Consider the following 18804-nt stretch of genomic DNA (forward strand, 5'->3'; position numbering starts at 1 on the left):
AAGGTTGGCAACTACCGACGAACCGCCGGGCATGGCCCGGCGTTTCCCTATCGCTACCAGCCTCCACCCAGCGCGCGGTACAGCTCTACACGCGCGATCGCGGCGGTGGCCTGGCTGTTGGCCAGCGCGGCCTGGTTGTCCAGTGCGATGCGCTGGGTGGTCAGCACGTCCAGCATGTCGACCACGCCGGCCTGGTACTGCCGGCGCGCCGCCCCCAGTGCCGTCTCGCTCTCATCCACCGCCACGTGCAGCTGCACCGTGCGCTGCTGCTCGGCACTGTAGCCATCCATGGCATCATCCACTTCGTGCCATGCCTGCAGCACGGTACGGCGGAACTGCAGGGCCGACTGTTGCTGCTGCAGCCTGCTCAGCGCGAGATTGGCCTTCAGCCGTCCGCCCTGGAAGATCGGTAGGCTGATCGACGGACCGATGCTGAAACGGTGCGCGTTCCAGCCATCCAGATCATCCAGCTGCTTGGCCTGGAAGCCGGCGTCGCCATTCAAGGTGATGCGCGGCAGGAAACTGGCCTTGGCCACGCCGATGCCTGCCGTTGCCGCATGCAGTGCCGCTTCGGCACGACGGATGTCCGGGCGACGCTCGGCCAGTTCACTGGGCAGCCCCACCGCTACGGCCGGCAACGCCGGCCAGTCACGGCGTGCATCCTGCAGCTGCGCGTCCAGCGCCTGCGGCGGCTGCGCCAGCAGGAACGCCAGCGCATTGCGCAGCTGCGATTCGCGATGCTGCAACGGCGCGATGCGTGCCTGCAGCGATGCCACCTGCGCGGCCGCGCTGGACACCTGCAGCGTGCTGGCCACACCCTGGCGTTGGCGTGCTTCGGTCAGGCGTTTGATGTCGTGGGCGATGCTGAGGTTATCCTCGGTGATCGCCAGCAGCTGCCGCGTCGCGCGCAGCTGCAGGTAATCACGCGCGGTTTCCGCCAGCAGCGCGATGCGCACTGCATGTGCATCCTCCTCGGCGATCTGCACGCGCGCGTCGGCCGCTTCCACCTGCCGCCGCACGCGGCCCCACAGGTCCAGTTCCCAGCTCAGGCCGATACCGGCCTGGAACAGCCCGTAGTCATCACGGCCGCCGTTGCCGGACGGATCATTCAGGCCCACCTCGCTGTTGCGTGCACGCACGCCACTGGCGCTCGCGCTGACGCTGGGCAGGCGATCGGCGGCGGTGATGCCGCGTGCAGCACGGCTCTGCTGCACGCGGTTGGCCGCCAGCTGCAGGTCCAGGTTGGCCGCCAGCACCTGGTTGGCCAGCTGCCCCAGCAGCGGATCGTCGAAACCGGCCCACCAGGCCGCGTCCTGGTCGATGGCGTTGCCGGCGACGGCCTCACCCTGCCAGTGGCTGGGCAGTTCCGCCTGCGGGCGTACGAAGTCCGGCCCCATCGTGCAGGCAGCCAAGGCCGTGCACAGGCTGGCCGCAACGAAGGTGCGGAACACGGTGACTGCGCTCATGCGCCCTCCCCGCTCTTGTGGCCCGGACTGTGCTGCACGCTCTGCGCGCGCGCGCGGCCGCCCAGGTCAACGCTGGCTTCCACCGACATGCCGGCACGCAGCTGGTCCAGCAGCGGCTGGCCCGGCTCCAGCACGATCTTCACCGGAATGCGCTGCACCACCTTGGTGAAGTTGCCGGTGGCGTTCTCTGGTGCGACTGCAGCAAAGGTGACGCCGGTGGCTGGTGCAATGCTGTCGATGTGCCCGCGCAGCGGCTTGCCCGGGAATACGTCCACCTTCAGTTCGACCTGCTGGCCGGCCTGCATGCGGGTCATCTGCGTTTCCTGGAAGTTGGCGACCACGAAGGCGCGCTTCAGCGGCACCACCGCGGCCACCGGCGTACCCGGCGTCAGGTAGGCACCCACGCGCACCGCGCGGCGACCGACCATGCCATCGATCGGTGCGCGCAGCACGGTGTGCGACAGATCCAGTTCGGCGCGCGCCTGCGCCGCTTCCGCACGCTGCACCGCCGCCTGTGCAGCCTGCACGCCCGCGCTGAGGATGTCGGTGCGCTGGCGTGCGGTCGACAGCGCGGCCTGGCCCTGCTGCAGATGCGCACTGGCCACGGCCTGCTTCGACTGCGCCTGCTGCGCGTTCTGCACGGTACCGGCGCCGTCACGGGCCAGTTCGCGGTAACGCTGCTGGTCGGCACTGGCCAGGGTCAGTTCGGAACGGCTGACATCGACACTGGCCCTGGCCTGTTCGATCAGCGAGTCCTGCTGGGCCAGTGCGGCCTGCGCGTTGGCCAGCTGTGCACGGGCGTTGGCGAGGTCGGCACGGGCCGCCTGCAGGGCCACCTGGTAGTCGCGGTCGTCGATGCGGGCAAGCACGTCGCCAGCCTTCACCGACTGGTTGTCCTCTACTTCCACGGCACTGACAAAGCCGGGAATCTTCGGCGCAACCAGCGTGTAGTCGGCCACGACATAGGCATTGTTGGTGGTCTGGTGACCGCCGTCGCGCAGCAGCAGCCAGGCACCGATGGCCAGGGCCAGCACGCCCAGGCCCAGGCCGGTATTGAGAGTGGTTCGATTGATCGTCATGAGGGGGTTCCTGCGAAAGGTTCAGGCCACGGCACGTGGCGGATGGATGCGGGTGGGCATCCAGGCAATGAGGGGAATGAAGGCCAGCGCCACCAGCGCGACCACCCAGTACAGGTCAGCCGAGGTCAGCGCCTGCACCTGTGCATGCAGGCGCGCACCCAGCTGCGGACCCTCGGCCAGCCACGGCTGCTCGCCGAGGCGGTCGACCAGCACGGTGGAATGGAAATGACGGCGGCCCTGGGCGACGGCATCCAGCACGCCGCTGGCGAGCACGGCAGCAAAGCCCTTGACCGTGTTGAACCACGCCGAGGCGAACGGACCGTCCTGCGGTGCCAGCCCGCCAGTGGCCAGCATCAGCAGCGGCAACACCGCCATCGGCTGGGCGAATACCTGCAGCAGCTGTACCCACAGGAAGTTGTCGCGGATCCAGGCCACATCCAGGTGCGAGCCCAGCCAGCAGGCCAGCGCCAGCATCGCCAGGCCGGTGGCCTGCACCCAGCGGCAATCCACTGCGCGGATGTTCAACAACGCCGCCACCAACGGCAGTGCGATCACCTGTGGCAGCGCCACCCACAGCAGCATCGGTGCGGTCTGCAATGGCCGGTAGCCCTGCACGCTGGCCAGGAAACCGGAGGGAATCGAGATCACTGCCAGCAGCACGAACAGCACGCCGCCCAGCGTCACCAGCGAGTAGCTGAGGTTGCGGTTGGCCAGCAGCTGCAGCTTGAAGAACGGCAGCGGGTGGAACCATTCATTGATCATGAACAGCACCATCAGGCCGGCGCCGCCACCGATCATCAGGGTGATCATCGGCGAGTCGAACCAGTTCAGGCGCGGGCCCTGCACCAGGCCCAGCACCAGCAGCACCAGCGCCGGCAGGCCCAGCGCCAGACCCACGCCATCGAACTGGGCAAAACGCTCCAGCCGCAGCGGGTCCTGCGGCAGGCCCCAGCTGACCATCGCCATGGCAGCCAGGCAGTACGGCACGATCTGCCAGAACGCCCAGTGCCAGCCCACCTGCTCGACCCAGAACGCGGCCAGCGGCGTGCCCATGCTCGGGCCGAAGGTAGCGGTCAACGCGTAACCCGCCAGGCCATACAGCTTGATGCCCGGCGGCAGGAAGCGCAGTGCCACGCTCATCAGCAGCGGCGGCAGCGCACCACCACACAGCCCCTGCAGCGCGCGCAGCAGCAGGAACACCTGCAGGTTCGGGGCAAGCGGGCAGAGCACGCCCAGCACCATGAAGCCACCGATCATCGCCAGCGCGAAGCGGCGCAGCGAGAAGGTGGCGGCACACCACGGGGCGAAGGCCATCGCGCTGACCGACATCGCGCTGTAGAGGGCGACGATCCAGCTGCCGTCATCGACGCTGAAACCCATCGCACCGCGGATGTCGGCCAGGGCGACCTTGGTGATGTTCTCGTTGAAGCCCGACACCAGCACCGCCAGCAGCACGCCACACAGGCCGACCAGAACGCGGCGGTCGAGCCCGGGGGCGGCGGCAGGACGAGGCGCAGCAGCGGCCGGGACAGCGGCGGCCGGCGTACTCATCGCCGGGCACCGATCCGTGCAGTGCACGGCATGTTGGGGGTCATTGAAATGCGCTCAGTGAAACTCCGGGGAGCGCAGTCTAGGGAGCTGGTACCCTGCGAAAAATGGCGCAACCCGCATCCTAGGCGTGCGTCACGCGCACGCATGAAAGTGTCAGCGCGGAGCCTCCCCTGCGCTTTCGCACATGGTCTTGATCGAGCGCCGCAGCCACTGGTGCGCAGCATCGTTGTCCAGCCGCGGGTGCCAGGCCTGGACGATGGCGGCGGTGCGCACCGGGATCGGCAGCGGGAACAGGCGCAGCGGCAGGCGCATGCTGACGATCCGCTCCAGCATCACGCTCGGCATCTGCGGCAGGATCAGGTCCGACTCGGCGGCAGCGAAGATCGCGCCGTGGAAGGTCGGGCTGATCAGCGCCACCCGCCGCTGCAGGCCCAGCGTGGCCAGGTCGTCATCGATCGGGCCACGCGGCAGCCCCCGCCGCGACACCGCGATGTGGTCGCAGGCAGCAAAACGCTCGGCGCTGATCTCCTCATCGAACAACGGATGATCTTCGCGCGCGGCGCCCATGAACGAGGTACTGAACAGGTTCTGCACCTTGGTATCGGGTGCATGCTTGCCGGCGGTGCTGATGTACAGGTCGATCCGGCCCTGCGCCATCGCGTCGTCGTCGGTATCGCCCTCGGGCACGAAGCGCAGTACCGCGCGCGGCGCCTGCTGGCGGAACAGTTCACGCAGGCGTCCGCCGAATCCACCGATGAAGACATCGTTGGCGCGGACATTGAAGGTGCGTTCCAGGGTGCGCAGGTCGATCTCGCGACCGGCGTTGAACACACGGTGGGCCTGCTCGATCACATCGCGGACCTGCTCACGCAGCTGCAGCGCGCGGGGCGTGGGGGCCAGACCGCGGCCGGCACGCACCAGCACCGGGTCGCCCAGCGCGGTGCGGATCCGGCCCAGGGTACGGCTCATCGCCGGCGCGCTCAGGTTCATCCGCCGCGCGGCGGCGGCCACGCTGCATTCGTCAATCAGCACGTCCAGTGCCAGCAACAGGTTCAGGTCCGGCAGGGGCATGACAGTCTCCAGTAAATCAGATGACTCTACGACACTTGTAACCACAGCGGATTGCGTTTTACGCATTCATTGACTGCCGCGCACGGCATGGGTGCGCGCAGTGACATCGGCGACCATCCCCGGCCTGCCAAGGAGACATCCATGTTCAATACCCTGCTGGTCGCCCTGGACGGTGGCCCCCAGCACGCACGCGTGCTGGACCTGGCCGCAGCCATCGCCGGCCCCCACAGCCGCCTGCACCTGCTGTGCGTGCTCGACCCCGAATTCGCGCTGGCGGCCGATGCCAGCGAAGCCGACCGCATCGAGTACCCGGAAGCCGCCCGGCAGCGCTCGCGGGCCGAAGCGGTGCTGGCCGAAGCCCTGGCCGAGCTGCGCGAGCGCGGCGTCGACGCCATCGCGCAGATTCCCTCGGGTGACCCGGGCGAAGTGATCAGCGAGCAGGCCCGGCGCCTGAAGTGCGACCTGATCGTCATCGGCCACCGCCACCTGTCCCGCCTGGAACGCCTGTTCGAACCCTCGATCGGGCAATGGACCATCGACCACGCGCCCTGTCCCGTGCTGGTGGAAACCCGCGACCCACGACCCTAGCAACCATGGCCTCCCGTTCCCCGTTGTTTCCCACCCGCGTCAACTACCGCGCCTTCGGCCGCCAGTTCGGCCGCGGCGAACAGGCACTGCTGGCGGCGATACGCCAGCTGCACGATCCTGATCAACAGGCCGATGGACTCGCCCAGCTGAGCAGCCTCGGTATTGATCCCGAAGGCTGCGACGCGTTCGTCGGCCTGCTGCCGCTGCTGGCCACGCCCACCGCCCCGATCGACCTGCTGCCCGCTGGTTCACCGTTCATCGCGGCCAGCGAACTGGACCTGCTGGTCTGCCTGCTGCGCATCGCCCAGTGGCGGCATGCACGCCCGCGCGAAGATGACACGCTGGCACCGTTGCGCCAGCAGCTGGCGCGCTGTGCGATGGCCGTGCAGGCGGCAAACCTGCCGTTGCGCCAGCGCTCGTTGTCACCGGTCGGGCTGAGGCTGCTCGATCCCACCGGCTGGTTGCGGCAGCGATAAGCCGTCGCGCCCCCCGTGTGATCGCATGCAGAGAGCTGCTCAGCAGTCCATCGTTCCGTGCGTGCTGCCCTCGTCATCCAGCACGTGCGCATGCAGGATCACCTGGTTGCGGCCAGCCCGCTTGGCGGCATACAGGCCGGCATCGGCGTCTGCCAGCAACTGATCGGCACTGGCCAGAGCCGGCGGATGCAGGTAACCCACGCCGACGCTGATGCTGACCGGGCCTTCCGGCAATGGCAGCGCTTCGACCGCTTCGCGCAGCCGCTCGGCCAGCGCCAGCACGCCCGACAACGGGCTTCCGGGCACGATGACGGCGAACTCTTCACCGCCATAACGCGCAACGCTGTCACCACCGCGACCGGCTATGGCCTTCAGCACCCCGGCCACCGCCTGCAGGCAACGATCACCGGCCGGATGGCCGTGCTGGTCGTTGAAGGCCTTGAAGTGGTCGATATCCACCAGCAGCAGGCCCAGCTCGGTGCCGCTGCGCCGTGCGCGATTCCACTCGGACGTCAGCCGTGCGTCGAACTCGCGGCGGTTGGCCACGCCGGTCAGGCCATCCTGCCGCGCCAGTTGATCCAGTGCTGCCTGGCGTTCCAGAAGATCGGTCTGCAGCAGGACGCTGCGCAGGCCGAAGCCAAGGGTGGCTACGACGAAGCCGGCAACGGCCAACGGCCGCGCATGATCGACCACCAGCGTGCCGACCACCAGCAGCAGCAATGGCAGGATGATCGGACCGGCGGCCTGCACCGTCCTCGCCAGCCGCGGGTGTGCCGTGGTGCCTGTGTCCGGCCTCGTGTCCAGCGCCAGGCAGGCGATCAGCAGAAAAGGTACGTCGATCAGCAGATCGTTGAACGCACCGAATGCATCATCGGAGGTGTAGTGGTTGATGTAGTAGGCCACCAGCAGATAGGCCAGTGCGTACAGCGCCAGTGCGCGGAAGAACCTGCGCCGTTCGGGCACGTCGCCGGCCAGCCATCGCACCACGGCGAACGCGGCGATACACAGGTTCTGGATGTCGAACATGCGCTGCATGTTGGACATCGCATGGGCGTCGATGTCGACACGGGCGGCGAACGATGCGGTGTGCACGAAGAACAGCACACCCAGCAGCGCCGCCATCGCCGCGTCGATCAGGCTGATGCTCAGACGCTCGCGGCGTGCCCGCGCCAGGATGAACACCAGGGGCACGCCATACAGCACGTAAAGGAACAGGCTTGCGCGCGGGGTGAAATCAGCACGCCCGGCGCCCAAGGCGTCGATCATGTTGAACGCCATGCCGCCGGCCCACAGCAGCAGTGCCAATGCCGTGGCGCGCCACCCCAGTGCCGCGCGGTCGCGGCGGGCCCGCCACAGGCAGGCGGCCGCCGCCAGCAACGGGGCGCCGGTCAGGAAAACGAAGGAGCCGACCCCGGCGGGGCCAGGCCACAGGGCCACGACCAGGCCGTGGCACAGCACATACAGCAGCGCCAGCACTACCGGCATGCATCCCCCGATCCGCAAGGCCGTATGGACGCACGATAGCCCCGCCCGCGCCACGGCCACGTGATCCAATACGGCAATACGACACGTCGCGTGCCCCCCCCATGGGAGTGCCGGCCGCTGGCCGGCAATCCCGGGGAATCACAGGGCTGCAGGTTGCCGGCCAGCGGCCGGCACTACCGGAAAGCCGTCAGCCGTGCAGGGCGCGGGCGTGGTGGGCGATGTGCTCGCCGATGAAACTGGCGATAAAGTAGTAGCTGTGGTCGTAGCCCGGCTGCAGGCGCAGGGTCAGCGGATGGCCGGCGGCATCACAGGCCTGCTGCAGGCGCTGCGGTTGCAGCTGGGTCTGCAGGAATTCGTCCGCCTCGCCCTGGTCGACCAGCAACGGCAGGCGCTCAGTGGCCACGGCGACCAGTTCGCTGGCATCCCACTGCGCCCAGTCCGCCGGGTTGTCGCCCAGGTAGGCGTGGAAGGCCTTCTGCCCCCACGGCACGTGGCTGGGCGCAACGATCGGCGAGAACGCCGACACGCTGCGGTAGCGCCCCGGGTTGCGCAGCGCGATCACCAGCGCACCGTGACCGCCCATCGAGTGGCCGCTGATGCCGCGCGCATCGGTGACCGGGAAATTCGCCTCGATCAGTGCCGGCAGTTCCTGCGCCACGTAGTCGTGCATGCGGTAGTGCTTCGCCCACGGTGCACGGGTGGCATTGAGGTAGAACCCCGCCCCCTTGCCCAGGTCATAGCCCTCGGCATCGGCCACGTCATCGCCGCGTGGGCTGGTATCGGGCGCGACGATGATCACGCCATGCTCGGCCGCGTAGCGCTGCGCGCCCGCCTTGGTGATGACGTTCTGCTCGGTGCAGGTCAGCCCGCTCAGCCAGTACAGCACCGGCAGTTTCTGCGTTTCCCCCTGCGGCGGCACGTACACGGCGAACTGCATGTCGCAGCCCAGCGTGGTGGAATGATGCCGGTAGACGTCCTGCCAGCCGCCGAAACAGGCGCGGTGTTCAATACGTTCCATGGTGCTCTCCTGCGCGGCGCGTCAGCGCACGCGTGCTTCTGGTAGATGCCGACCTTGGTCGGCTTATCCACGCGCGGCGTGGATGCCTTTGTTGATCCGTTCATCCAGCTGCGCCAGCAGGCGCAGCAACGATTCGACGCCAGGCTGGCCATCAAGATTGCGCCAGGCCGCCACGGCCACATCGCTGCGCGGCGGCCACTGTCCAGCTGCGCGCGCCTCATGAAGGCGCGGCAGGAATACCTGCGCAAGCCACTGCTCGAACGGCATGCCATCGTCGCTGCCGAAGGCCGAGGTCACCGCACGCGGTGGCCCCACCTCGCCCACTACCCAGCCCAGCGCACGCAACGCCTGCTCGATCGGAGCCACCAGGGCCGCGCGCGGGTCTTCCGCACGCGGCCGGCGCAGGGCATCCAGCCAGCCCATGACGCGGCTCAGTAGTGGACCACCGAACGGATCGACTTGCCTTCGTGCATCAGGTCGAAGGCTTCGTTGATCTTGTCCAGGTCCATGGTGTGGGTGACGAACGGTGCCAGTTCGATATCGCCCTTCATCGCGTCCTCCACCATGCCCGGCAACTGGCTGCGGCCCTTCACGCCGCCGAAGGCGGTGCCCATCCACTTGCGCCCGGTCACCAGCTGGAACGGACGGGTGGAGATCTCCTGGCCCGAACCGGCCACGCCGATCACCACGCTCTGGCCCCAGCCACGGTGCGCGCATTCCAGCGCCGCGCGCATCACGTTGACGTTGCCGATGCACTCGAAGCTGTGGTCCACGCCCCAGGTGGTCATCTCGACGATGACCTGCTGGATCGGCTTGTCGTAGTCCTTCGGGTTGATGCAGTCGGTGGCGCCGAATTCGCGCGCCAGTTCGAACTTGGACGGGTTGGTGTCCACCGCGATGATGCGGCCGGCCTTGGCCTGGCGCGCACCCTGGATCACCGCCAGGCCGATGCCACCCAGGCCGAACACCGCCACGCTGTCGCCCTCCTGCACCTTGGCGGTGTTGTGCACCGCGCCGATGCCGGTGGTGACGCCACAACCGAGCAGGCAGACGTGCTCCGGGTTCGCGTCCGGATTGATCTTCGCCAGCGAGACTTCGGCCACCACGGTGTACTCGCTGAAGGTCGAGCAACCCATGTAGTGGTACAGCGGCTCGCCGTTGTAGCTGAAGCGGCTGGTGCCGTCAGGCATCACGCCCTTGCCCTGGGTGGCACGCACCGACACGCACAGGTTGGTCTTGCCGCTCTTGCAGAACAGGCACTCGCCGCACTCGGCGGTGTACAGCGGAATGACGTGGTCGCCCGGCTTGACGCTGGTCACGCCCTCGCCCACTTCCACCACGATGCCGGCGCCTTCATGGCCCAGCACCACCGGGAACAGGCCTTCCGGATCATCGCCGGACAGGGTGAAGGCATCGGTATGGCAGACACCGGTGTGGGTGATCTTGACCAGCACCTCGCCCTTCTTCGGCGGGGCGACGTCGATCTCGACGATCTGCAGCGGCTGGCCGGGACCAAAGGCGACGGCGGCACGGGACTTCATGGTGGCTTCTCCAGGATCAGGCGGAAAGGGAATGGCAGGACGATCGGCGGGATATGGCGCCGATGCTTATTTCAGGTACGAGCGGATCAACGCGCTCATGTCGCGCACGCGTTCGGCGCGTTGTTCATCGGAGGCCGCAGGCTGGCCGAACTCCTCGCGCAGATGGGCCTCCATCACCTCGGACATCAGGCCATTGACCGCGCCACGGATGGCGGCGATCTGCTGCAGCACCGGCCCGCAGTCGGCACCGGCTTCCAGCGCGCGGTCCAGCGCATCGCACTGGCCGCGGATGCGGCGCACACGGGCCAGGACCTTCTTCTTCTCTTCGGGGGAGTGCGGCATGGCGGGGCCACCTCGGAACTATACTGGGGGATAGTATACACACAGGGGCGAATGAAGCCATCTGGTGCTGCCGAGGCATGCCCCAGGGACAGACCAGCCCCGAATATGAATGAACAATAAATAGATTCATTTGTTACTTTTTCATGACGTAGGGTGTCGCATTCGCCCCTGCGTTTACCCCTGAGTCACATTGGCGTGACCAGGGAGAAATCATGTACCGACCGTTGTTCGCCCGCAGTCGCTTGTCTGTCGCGCTGGGTTCGGCATTGGTGCTGGTGGCCGCCGCACCGGCCATGGCGCAGCAGGCCGTCACGCAGGAACAGAAGGCCGAGCCCGCCAGCAGCAAGACCCCCGTGCAGCTGGACCGGATGACCGTCACCGGCTCGCGCATCTACCGCGCCGGTTTCGACACGCTCGAGCCCGCCGCGGTGGTCAGCCGTGAATCGATCGAGAACTATGGCGACACCAACCTCATCGATGCCCTGACCCGGATTCCCGGGGTCAGTGCCGGCGTCAGTTCGCGCGGCGACCAGGCCGGCTTCGGTGCAGGCGTCAACTTCGCCAGCAAGTTCGGCTTGGGCAGCAATCGCCTGCTGACCCTGGTCAATGGACGCCGCTTCGTCACCTCTACACCGCCCACCATCTTCGGAGCCGGCGGCGGCTCGGGCATCCAAGTCGACATGAACGCCATTCCCAGCGTCATGGTGCAACGCATTGAAAGCCTGAGCGTTGGCGGTGCACCCACCTATGGCTCGGATGCGATCTCCGGCGTCAACAACATCATCCTGCGCGACCGGTTCGAGGGTGCCGAAGTCGAGCTGGGCTACGGCAGGACCAGCAAGAACGACAACGAGCGCTACTCCTGGTCGGCCATCTTCGGTACCGACTTCGCTGATGGCCGTGGCCACATCGTGGTGGCGGCGGAACTGGACAATGCCGATGGGGTGAACGCGCTGCAACGCGATTTCTACCGCCAGGGCTACAGCCTGCAGGCCAATCCCACGGCGGCCAATGCCACTGCCCAGCCCCTGCGCCGGCCGACCAATGATGGCCGCATCGACGGCAGCATTCCGTTCAACACCGGGCCCCGCGATGGTATCCCCGACCAGGTCTGGATCCGCAACCGGCGCATTGCCAGCATGACCTTCGGTGGCCTGGTGATGCCGGCCACCGGCAGCTACACGCGCAACGGCCTGGGCGACATCCTTGGCTTCGGCCCGAACAAAGACAAACTGTGGCAGTTCAACAACGAGGGCAAGCTGGTCGAGTTCAATCCCGGCACCAGCTACGCGGGCGGCAACGCCTCCGGCGGTGACGGCCTGAACCTGTTCGAGACGGTGCCGCTGATCGCCGACCTCGAACGACGCTCGGTATTCTCCACCGGCAGCTTCGACTTCACCGACAGCGTGCGCGGCTTCTTCGAACTTTCGCGATACGAAGCGACCGCCCGCGAAACCCTCGACCAGAACGTCTACAACGCGGTGTCCTTCGGCAATGCGCGCCTGGACGGCGGCGGTACCGCCAGCGGTGCACTGACCTTCAGCGCCAGCAATCCGTTCCTCAGTGCGGAAACCCGCAAGATCCTCGCCGACAACGGCATCACCTCGTTCCGCCTGTCGCGATCTTCGCGCGACCTGTCGATGAACAACGCCAGCACCGAGACCCGCCTGACCCGTGCGGTGCTCGGCCTGAACGGCTTCTTCGAGGTCGGAAAGCGCAGCTTCAACTGGGAAGCCAGCGTCACCCACGGCCGCGGTGACTTCGACTACCTCGGCACTGGCCTGATCCAGCAGAACTTCATCAATGCGATCAACGTCACCACCGACGCCAGCGGGCGCATCATCTGTGATGCCACCCGCCCGGGCACCACGGCCGATGCGAACTGCCGCCCGCTGAATCTGTTCGGCGAGAACCAGGCGTCGCGCGAAGCCCTGGACTATGTCTCCACCCGGACCGTGGCCAAGGCGCAGACCCGCCAGACCGTCATCAATGCGTCGGTATCCGGCGGCCTGTTCGATCTTCCCGGCGGCGAGCTGTCCGCGGCGGCCGGCTTCGAGCACCGCCGCGAAGAAGGCTCCTTCACCCCCAGTGAGTACCAGCGCCTGGGCCAGGGCCGTTCGGTGCCGACCCAGGCGGCGGAAGGCAAGTACCACACCAATGAAGTGTTCGCCGAAGTGCTGGCACCGCTGTTCAATCCCGACTGGGATATCCCGGGCCTGCATCGCCTGGACCTGACCGCCAAGTTCCGCCGCGTCGACAACTCCGTCGCCGGCGCGTTCAATGCGTTCACCTACGGCATCCAGTACGAACCGATCGCCGGCCTGCAGCTGCGCGGCAACAAGACCCAGTCACTACGCGCGCCCTCCATCGCCGAGCTCTACACCACCCAGCAGCCGGCCTACTACAACATCCCGGAAGTGTGCTCGCTGGACAACATCAGCGGCGGCTCAAATCCGGCGGTGCGTCGCCGCAACTGCGAGGCGTTCTTCGCCGCCTACCCGGGTGCCGATCCGAACACCTTCCGCCAGCAGCCGACCAATACGCTGGGTTCGACCAACGGCAGCACCCGCCTGCAGAACGAAACGGCGAAGTCGTGGACGGCCGGCATCGTGTTCGCCCCAGAATGGATCCCGGGCCTGCGCGTCGCCGCCGACTGGTATGACATCAAGATCAACAACGTGATCACGTCGCTGAGCGCCAACGACATCATCACCGGTTGCTTCGACACTGCCGACTTCAACGCCGCCAACGTGCCCAACGCCAACCGCTTCTGCAGCCTGGTGACGCGTGATCCGAACACCGGCGTGGCTACCAGCATCAAGACCGAGTATGGCAACGGCCCGGTGCTGATGTTCCGTGGCTGGACCGCCGAAGTCGGCTACCGTTGGGACCTGTCGCGCTTCGGCGTACTGGACCTGGACTTCTACGGCTACATGCCGAAGAACCGTGGCCAGGCCGCGAACCGGGACGTGCCGTTCGTCGAACAGGCGGGCAGCTTCAACGAGCCCAAGCGCCAGTTCCGTTGGACGGCCCAGCATCGCATCGGCAACTGGAACTACGGCGTGGCCTCCAACTACACCAGCCGCGCCCAGTACACGATGACCGATACCCCGGAAAGCCGTCAGTACTTCTACCGCGACAGCTGGACCACCTGGGACGCCAACGTCACCTACCGCATCACCGACGCCGCGCGCGTGACGTTGTCGGTGATCAACGTGGGCGATGACATCGGGCCGTTCCCGTATGTACTGGATGCACTGGGCCGTCGCTACATGGCCAGCCTGCGCTACAACTTCAAGTAGGCCTGGCGCAGCGTTTCCACAGGCGGGGCCCGGTGTACGGGCCCCGCTCAATCAAACAGACCTTGTTCCGCCAACCGGGTCAGCTCATCCACCACGTAGCGCACCTTCGGCCGCAGGTGGCGCGTCGGTGGCCACAGCGCATGGATGTCGATGTGCCGCTGCATGTGTTCGTCCAGCACCGATTGCAGCACGCCGGAATCCAGATGGCGGCGCACCAGTGAAATGGGCATCTGGCAGATGCCCAGGCCGGCGATGGCCGCTTCGATCACCGCGTCGCCATCATTGAGTTGATAGGGCGCACTGGGAATGAACGTTCCCTCGTCCTCCTCGCTGCCGATCCGCCACCAGATCGGTTGCCCGTGGCGGAAGCCGACGATGCTGCGGTGCTGCGCCAGTTCCTGCACCGTGCGCGGCACGCCATGCGCCTGCAGGTACGCCGGCGATGCGCAGGTGACCAGGCGCTGGCGCCCCAGCCGGCGCGCGACCAGGTGCTCGGCCTGGTGCAGCCCACCGAAACGGATCAGCAGATCGATGCCCTCTTCGACCGGATCGACGAAGTGATCGGTGAAGGTCATCGTCAACTGCAGGTCCGGATACTGCCGGCACAACCGCAGCAGCACCGGCAGCACCACCAGCCGCCCGAACGAGGACGGCATGTCGATGCGCAGCCGCCCGCTGGGCAGGCCCGCCGAACCCAGACAGGCCTCGGCCGCGGAGATTTCTTCCAGCGCCGCCGCACAGGAGGCGTAGTACGCCTCGCCATCAGTGGTCAGTGCGATGCGCCGCGTAGTGCGATGGAACAGGCGCACCCCCAGCCGCGCTTCCAGACGGGCGATGGCCTTGCCCACCGCCGAGCGCGAGATGCCCAGCGCGTCTGCCGCCTCGGTGAAGCTGCCCGAGCGTGCGGTCGTGACGAACGTGACCAGGCCATTCAAGGATTCCAGCGGCAGCATCTGTCGCACCCCATTGGGGACAAATAGTCCCCCACCAAGGGAGATCGAAGCGCTTTATGCGCCCGCATGTCAACTCCATCCTGTGTGCATCGCGCCGCTGGCGCTCTTCCCCGCACCGAGATGACCAACATGACCACCGCCCTCTTTCGCCCGTTCGACCTGACAGGCATCGCCCTGCGCAACCGCATCGCGATGGCCCCGATGACCCGTGCCCGCAACCCCGGCTCGGTCGCCAATGAGCTCACCGCGCAGTACTACCGGCAGCGTGCCAGCGCCGGCCTGATCATCAGCGAAGGCACGCCGGTCTCGCCGCAGGGCCAGGGCTACATCGACGTGCCGGGTATCTGGTCGGCCGAGCAGGTGGCCGGGTGGAAGCTCGTCACCGAGGCGGTGCATGCCGCGCAGGGCACGATCTTCGCCCAGCTCTGGCACGTCGGCCGCATGTCGCATTCCTCGCTGCAGCCTGAGGGCGGACAACCGGTCAGCGCCGGTACCCGCCCGGTGGCCAGCGCACCGAAGAACACCTCGTTCGTCTATCTGGACGACGGCAGCCGCGGCCATGCCGATCCCACCCCGGCACGTGCACTGGAGACTGCGGAGATCCCCGGTATCATCGACGACTTCGCACGCGGCGCCGACAACGCCATCGCTGCCGGCTTCGATGGCATCGAGTTGCATGCCGCCAACGGCTACCTGTTCGAGCAGTTCCTCAACCCGCTCATCAACGAGCGCGACGACCGCTACGGCGGCTCGCTGCCGAACCGCGCGCGATTGATCCTGGAGACGGTGGATGCGATGGCCCAGCGCATCGGTGCGCACCGCATCGGCGTACGCCTGGCACCGAACAACCTCACCTTCGACATGCCGTTCTACCCCGACAACGAAGCCACCTATCTGTACCTGGCCGAGGAACTGGGCAAGCGCGGGCTGGCCTATGTGCATCTCAACGACAACCTGCAGGCGGGCCAGTCGGTGCTGGGCGAGGCGTTCCTGCAGCAGTTCAAGCAGGTCTACGGTGGCACGTTGATCCTGGCCGGTGGCATGACCCGCGAACGCGCCCTGCAGCTGGTCGAGGCCGGCACCATCGACCTGGCCGCATTCGGCCAGCCGTTCATCGCCAACCCGGATCTGGTCGAACGCCTGCAGCACAACGTCGCGCTGGCCACGCCCGACCGCAATACCTATTACGGTGGCGGCGAGGCAGGCTACCTCGACTACCCGCGCGCGCAGTAGAGCCACGCGATGCGTGGATGCGGGCGTACACTGCTCACCCGCATCCACTGGATCTGCCCATGGATACGCCCACCGCATCGTTCATCGTCAACCTCGATGTCCCCGATCTTGCCGCTGCCGAGGACTTCTACATCCGAGCCTTCGGCCTGAGCATCGGGCGCCGTCTAGGCCCGGGCGCCGTGGAGCTGCTCGGTGGGCCAACGCCGCTGTACCTGCTGCAGAACGAGGCCGGCAGCGCCGCCACCGAAGACGGCGACGTGCGCGACTACGAGCGCCATTGGACGCCGCTGCACCTGGACTGGGTGGTGGATGACATCGAGGCGGCACTGGCACGTGCGGTTGCGGCCGGGGCGACGCTCGAACAGCCTGTGCGCGAGCGCCGCTGGGGCCGCATCGCCGTGCTGGCCGATCCGTTCGGGCATGGCTTCTGCCTGATCCAGTTCAGCGGCGAAGGCTACAACGCGCTGGTCGAATGACCGGTGCGCCGTTCACCACGGCAACGGCACTGCTTCACCGTTGGCGCGCTCACCGTAGTACAGCGACGGCAGCAGGCGCGAGAGGAAACTGAACTCCGTGTAGCAGTGCTTGAGCAGGCCCAGGCCGACCGCATCGCCGGCATCGCAGTGCGGATCGGTGCTGTCCAGGCCGAGCACGAAGCGGCTGCGCAGCACACAGCCAAACGGCGTATCGCGCGCCACGTGCAGCATCTGCCCGTCGCAGGGATCACCGTTTGCATCCAGGCGTACGTGATCCCCGAAGCCGATGCGCGCTGCGATCACCGCCGACACATCGCCTGCATCCTGTGCCACCTGCAGGCGCTCGGGCACCAGCAACGTGCGCGGGTCATGGAACTTCAGGCGTGCCGCCACCGGCGGGATGTCGGCCAGCGATTCCACCGCGTGGATGCTGGCACCGTGGTAGCTGCGTCCGCGCTGCCAGGCCGCGTCCCAGCCGCGATGCTCGACATGATCGACCGGATGCCACCAGCGGATGTGCTGGGTGGTCTCGAAGAAGGTGAACCACCAGTCCAGCATGCGGCCCTTGCAACCGTGCAGATCGGTACGCACCGCCACCAGCAGGGTGCCATCTTCGCGGCGCTGGATGCCGGTTTCCAAGCGCATCGGTGCGGGGTCGAGCAGATCGTGGTGGTCCAGCCAGGCGCGGGCGTTCACAGCGGTATCCATCGGGGTCTCCTGCATGTCGGGAGATCTGACAATACGGAAACGTTATTCGTTTCGCAATTATCCGAATGCGGTAAGATGGGCGCAATGAACAGCACCACCCTGCCCGAGCCACCCTCACCAATCCGCCGCCGCGGCCGCCCTGCGCGGCCGGAAGCCGAAGTCCGCCACGCCGTGCTGCAGGCCACGCTGGAGCTGCTGCTGGCACAGGGTTACGAGGCCACTACCATCGAAGCGGTGGCGGCGCACGCCGGGGTAGCGAAGAAGACCGTGTACCGCCACGCCAGCAACCGCGAAGAACTGGTCGGGTTGGCCGTGCGCGAGTGGACCGACGGCTTCGCGCCGCAGTTGCAGCGCGATGCGCACGACGCCGACGAGGTGATGCCGTTGCTGCGGGCCATCCTGCAAGCGGTGTGCGCGCAGGCACTGTCGGCGCAGGCAGTGCAGGTATTCCGCCTGCTGGCCACCGACTTTCCTGGCAAGGACGCGCTGCTGCAGGCCTATCTGGACAATGGCATCGAACGCGGCCGTGCGCTGCTGGCCGACTGGCTGGCGCGTCAGCAGCAGCGCGGGCTGCTGCGCGAGGGAGATGCCGCGTGCATGGCGCGGCTGATCCTGGCGATGGCCGTGGCCGAGCCGCTGCGCGAACGCGTGATCGGTGTGGTGGCCGAGGATGCGCCGGTAGAGGTGCATCTGCGTGATTGCCTGGAATTGTTGGCACCCGTACTGCAGGTGCCGTAGCCGGCCGCATCCACGCATGGCGAGGTTCTACCAGCAGCGCTTCGGATCGGTCACGCCTGCACGTAGGGCATTTCGCTGTCGATACCGTCGAACGCGATCAGCTGCAGCAGCGGCTGCACGTCCTCGTCACTGATCTCACCCGCAGTGATGTCATCCACGCGTGCATACAACGCCTCCAGCGCCGCTACCTGGTCCCCTCGCAGCCAGCCACGATGGGTACCGAGCCAAGCCTGCAGATTGGTTCCGATATCGCCCTCCGAAAGCAGCGAATCCTCTTCCTCCAGCTCCACCACCGCTTCGGCCATCTTGCGGAACAGGAAGTCCTGGAAGTTCGCGGCCAGCAGATCGGCGCGATCATCGTCATGCCAGACCAGCAGCACCGGCGACTCGCTGGAACCCGGTGCATTGGTCCAGAAACAGTAGTGATCACCCGCGCCGGTGCGCGCGAACGGCAGCAGTTTCAGATCATCGCGCAGCGGGTTGTAATGATCTTCGGCAGTCAGATCTTCCCACGCTGCGCGCAGTTCGCTCGGCTCGATCGGTTCATAGTCGTTGGCATACAGCAGTACCGGCGGCTGCGGCTGCACCTGCGGGAACACCGTGCGGTACCAGTTCGGGCCCTGCTCGCCCCAGCTGAAACGGTTGCCTTCCACCAGCTGGCGGAACAACGGCGGGAAGGTCTGGCCGGAAGCCTGTTCGAGATCGGCGAGCATGCTCAATGGCGTCCTTTTGTTGAGAAGACTCACTCTAGCGGGTGAACGCCATCCACGCATGGCG

The 18804-nt window shown here is 67.0% G+C and carries 18 protein-coding genes; 6 read left to right on the forward strand and 12 right to left on the reverse strand.

Features of this window, described 5'->3' with window-relative positions; all coding sequences use genetic code 11:
- Positions 1 to 53 precede the first annotated feature (53 nt).
- From ACSYS9_RS20445 to ACSYS9_RS20460, 4 genes are all read right to left on the reverse strand, one after another.
- On the reverse strand, positions 54 to 1466 hold the full coding sequence (locus tag ACSYS9_RS20445; RefSeq protein ID WP_071229626.1) for an efflux transporter outer membrane subunit: 1413 nt from the start codon (positions 1464 to 1466) through the stop codon (positions 54 to 56).
- Complete coding sequence (locus tag ACSYS9_RS20450) at positions 1463 to 2545, reverse strand: HlyD family secretion protein (protein WP_071229625.1); 1083 nt, start codon at positions 2543 to 2545, stop codon at positions 1463 to 1465. Before ACSYS9_RS20450 ends, ACSYS9_RS20445 begins: the two co-directional genes overlap by 4 nt.
- 21 nt (positions 2546 to 2566) lie before the next feature.
- Positions 2567 to 4096 (reverse strand): MFS transporter, encoded by a 1530-nt coding sequence (locus tag ACSYS9_RS20455; protein WP_032129878.1) that lies wholly within the window; start codon positions 4094 to 4096, stop codon positions 2567 to 2569.
- A 153-nt stretch (positions 4097 to 4249) separates the two neighbouring features.
- Positions 4250 to 5167: a LysR family transcriptional regulator gene (locus tag ACSYS9_RS20460; protein WP_032129879.1), complete on the reverse strand. Its 918-nt coding sequence runs from the start codon at positions 5165 to 5167 to the stop codon at positions 4250 to 4252.
- 141 nt (positions 5168 to 5308) lie between these two features.
- Here ACSYS9_RS20460 and ACSYS9_RS20465 point away from each other — a divergent pair, with 141 nt between their 5' ends.
- Both ACSYS9_RS20465 and ACSYS9_RS20470 read left to right on the forward strand, forming a co-directional pair.
- Entirely contained in the window at positions 5309 to 5755 is a 447-nt protein-coding gene (locus ACSYS9_RS20465; protein WP_071229624.1) for a universal stress protein, read from the forward strand.
- A 5-nt stretch (positions 5756 to 5760) separates the two neighbouring features.
- The gene (locus ACSYS9_RS20470; RefSeq protein ID WP_049400257.1) at positions 5761 to 6231 is read left to right on the forward strand and encodes a hypothetical protein; all 471 of its coding nucleotides are present in this window, start codon (positions 5761 to 5763) and stop codon (positions 6229 to 6231) included.
- A gap of 39 nt (positions 6232 to 6270) precedes the next feature.
- On the opposite strand, the gene ACSYS9_RS20475 is transcribed toward ACSYS9_RS20470, so the two are convergent.
- The 5 genes from ACSYS9_RS20475 to frmR form a co-directional block, all read right to left on the reverse strand.
- Positions 6271 to 7716 carry a GGDEF domain-containing protein gene (locus ACSYS9_RS20475; RefSeq protein ID WP_071229623.1) on the reverse strand — a complete coding sequence of 482 codons (1446 nt, stop codon included), beginning with the start codon at positions 7714 to 7716 and terminating at the stop codon, positions 6271 to 6273.
- Between the two features lie 187 nt (positions 7717 to 7903).
- Positions 7904 to 8734 (reverse strand): S-formylglutathione hydrolase, encoded by an 831-nt coding sequence (fghA, locus tag ACSYS9_RS20480; RefSeq protein ID WP_071229622.1) that lies wholly within the window; start codon positions 8732 to 8734, stop codon positions 7904 to 7906.
- A 63-nt stretch (positions 8735 to 8797) separates the two neighbouring features.
- Positions 8798 to 9157 (reverse strand): YqcC family protein, encoded by a 360-nt coding sequence (locus ACSYS9_RS20485; protein WP_049421830.1) that lies wholly within the window; start codon positions 9155 to 9157, stop codon positions 8798 to 8800.
- 8 nt (positions 9158 to 9165) lie between these two features.
- Complete coding sequence (locus ACSYS9_RS20490; protein ID WP_012512082.1) at positions 9166 to 10275, reverse strand: S-(hydroxymethyl)glutathione dehydrogenase/class III alcohol dehydrogenase; 1110 nt, start codon at positions 10273 to 10275, stop codon at positions 9166 to 9168.
- A 66-nt stretch (positions 10276 to 10341) separates the two neighbouring features.
- On the reverse strand, positions 10342 to 10617 hold the full coding sequence (frmR, locus tag ACSYS9_RS20495) for a formaldehyde-responsive transcriptional repressor FrmR (protein WP_005411009.1): 276 nt from the start codon (positions 10615 to 10617) through the stop codon (positions 10342 to 10344).
- 212 nt (positions 10618 to 10829) lie between these two features.
- Between frmR and ACSYS9_RS20500 the strand changes: the two genes are divergently transcribed.
- Entirely contained in the window at positions 10830 to 13919 is a 3090-nt protein-coding gene (locus ACSYS9_RS20500) for a TonB-dependent receptor domain-containing protein (protein WP_440568490.1), read from the forward strand.
- A 47-nt stretch (positions 13920 to 13966) separates the two neighbouring features.
- Here the strand turns inward: ACSYS9_RS20500 and ACSYS9_RS20505 are convergent, their stop codons facing one another.
- On the reverse strand, positions 13967 to 14872 hold the full coding sequence (locus ACSYS9_RS20505) for a LysR family transcriptional regulator (RefSeq protein ID WP_049461842.1): 906 nt from the start codon (positions 14870 to 14872) through the stop codon (positions 13967 to 13969).
- A 129-nt stretch (positions 14873 to 15001) separates the two neighbouring features.
- Between ACSYS9_RS20505 and ACSYS9_RS20510 the strand changes: the two genes are divergently transcribed.
- The gene (locus ACSYS9_RS20510; RefSeq protein WP_071229538.1) at positions 15002 to 16105 is read left to right on the forward strand and encodes an alkene reductase; all 1104 of its coding nucleotides are present in this window, start codon (positions 15002 to 15004) and stop codon (positions 16103 to 16105) included.
- A 59-nt stretch (positions 16106 to 16164) separates the two neighbouring features.
- The gene (locus ACSYS9_RS20515; RefSeq protein WP_071229534.1) at positions 16165 to 16581 is read left to right on the forward strand and encodes a VOC family protein; all 417 of its coding nucleotides are present in this window, start codon (positions 16165 to 16167) and stop codon (positions 16579 to 16581) included.
- Between the two features lie 12 nt (positions 16582 to 16593).
- On the opposite strand, the gene ACSYS9_RS20520 is transcribed toward ACSYS9_RS20515, so the two are convergent.
- Entirely contained in the window at positions 16594 to 17289 is a 696-nt protein-coding gene (locus ACSYS9_RS20520) for a DAPG hydrolase family protein (protein ID WP_107433164.1), read from the reverse strand.
- A 75-nt stretch (positions 17290 to 17364) separates the two neighbouring features.
- On the opposite strand from ACSYS9_RS20520, the gene ACSYS9_RS20525 reads away from it, so the two are divergent.
- Positions 17365 to 18027, forward strand: a complete 663-nt coding sequence (locus ACSYS9_RS20525) for a TetR/AcrR family transcriptional regulator (protein WP_071229532.1) — start codon at positions 17365 to 17367, stop codon at positions 18025 to 18027.
- Between the two features lie 50 nt (positions 18028 to 18077).
- On the opposite strand, the gene ACSYS9_RS20530 is transcribed toward ACSYS9_RS20525, so the two are convergent.
- Positions 18078 to 18740, reverse strand: a complete 663-nt coding sequence (locus tag ACSYS9_RS20530) for an SMI1/KNR4 family protein (RefSeq protein ID WP_236494380.1) — start codon at positions 18738 to 18740, stop codon at positions 18078 to 18080.
- Positions 18741 to 18804: the final 64 nt, after the last annotated feature.

Origin of the sequence: Stenotrophomonas sp. STK17_22 (assembly GCF_051983905.1) — a bacterium.
GTDB lineage: Bacteria > Pseudomonadota > Gammaproteobacteria > Xanthomonadales > Xanthomonadaceae > Stenotrophomonas > Stenotrophomonas maltophilia_A.

Excerpts from the sequence above, each read along its gene's own strand:
- ACSYS9_RS20445 (WP_071229626.1), bottom strand. The coding sequence starts at position 1,466 with ATGAGCGCAGTCACCGTGTTCCGCACCTTCGTTGCGGCCAGCCTGTGC.
- ACSYS9_RS20450 (WP_071229625.1), bottom strand. The coding sequence starts at position 2,545 with ATGACGATCAATCGAACCACTCTCAATACCGGCCTGGGCCTGGGCGTG.
- ACSYS9_RS20455 (WP_032129878.1), bottom strand. The coding sequence starts at position 4,096 with ATGAGTACGCCGGCCGCCGCTGTCCCGGCCGCTGCTGCGCCTCGTCCT.
- ACSYS9_RS20460 (WP_032129879.1), bottom strand. The coding sequence starts at position 5,167 with ATGCCCCTGCCGGACCTGAACCTGTTGCTGGCACTGGACGTGCTGATT.
- ACSYS9_RS20465 (WP_071229624.1), top strand. The coding sequence starts at position 5,309 with ATGTTCAATACCCTGCTGGTCGCCCTGGACGGTGGCCCCCAGCACGCA.
- ACSYS9_RS20470 (WP_049400257.1), top strand. The coding sequence starts at position 5,761 with ATGGCCTCCCGTTCCCCGTTGTTTCCCACCCGCGTCAACTACCGCGCC.
- ACSYS9_RS20475 (WP_071229623.1), bottom strand. The coding sequence starts at position 7,716 with ATGCCGGTAGTGCTGGCGCTGCTGTATGTGCTGTGCCACGGCCTGGTC.
- fghA (WP_071229622.1), bottom strand. The coding sequence starts at position 8,734 with ATGGAACGTATTGAACACCGCGCCTGTTTCGGCGGCTGGCAGGACGTC.
- ACSYS9_RS20485 (WP_049421830.1), bottom strand. The coding sequence starts at position 9,157 with ATGGGCTGGCTGGATGCCCTGCGCCGGCCGCGTGCGGAAGACCCGCGC.
- ACSYS9_RS20490 (WP_012512082.1), bottom strand. The coding sequence starts at position 10,275 with ATGAAGTCCCGTGCCGCCGTCGCCTTTGGTCCCGGCCAGCCGCTGCAG.
- frmR (WP_005411009.1), bottom strand. The coding sequence starts at position 10,617 with ATGCCGCACTCCCCCGAAGAGAAGAAGAAGGTCCTGGCCCGTGTGCGC.
- ACSYS9_RS20500 (WP_440568490.1), top strand. The coding sequence starts at position 10,830 with ATGTACCGACCGTTGTTCGCCCGCAGTCGCTTGTCTGTCGCGCTGGGT.
- ACSYS9_RS20505 (WP_049461842.1), bottom strand. The coding sequence starts at position 14,872 with ATGCTGCCGCTGGAATCCTTGAATGGCCTGGTCACGTTCGTCACGACC.
- ACSYS9_RS20510 (WP_071229538.1), top strand. The coding sequence starts at position 15,002 with ATGACCACCGCCCTCTTTCGCCCGTTCGACCTGACAGGCATCGCCCTG.
- ACSYS9_RS20515 (WP_071229534.1), top strand. The coding sequence starts at position 16,165 with ATGGATACGCCCACCGCATCGTTCATCGTCAACCTCGATGTCCCCGAT.
- ACSYS9_RS20520 (WP_107433164.1), bottom strand. The coding sequence starts at position 17,289 with ATGGATACCGCTGTGAACGCCCGCGCCTGGCTGGACCACCACGATCTG.
- ACSYS9_RS20525 (WP_071229532.1), top strand. The coding sequence starts at position 17,365 with ATGGGCGCAATGAACAGCACCACCCTGCCCGAGCCACCCTCACCAATC.
- ACSYS9_RS20530 (WP_236494380.1), bottom strand. The coding sequence starts at position 18,740 with ATGCTCGCCGATCTCGAACAGGCTTCCGGCCAGACCTTCCCGCCGTTG.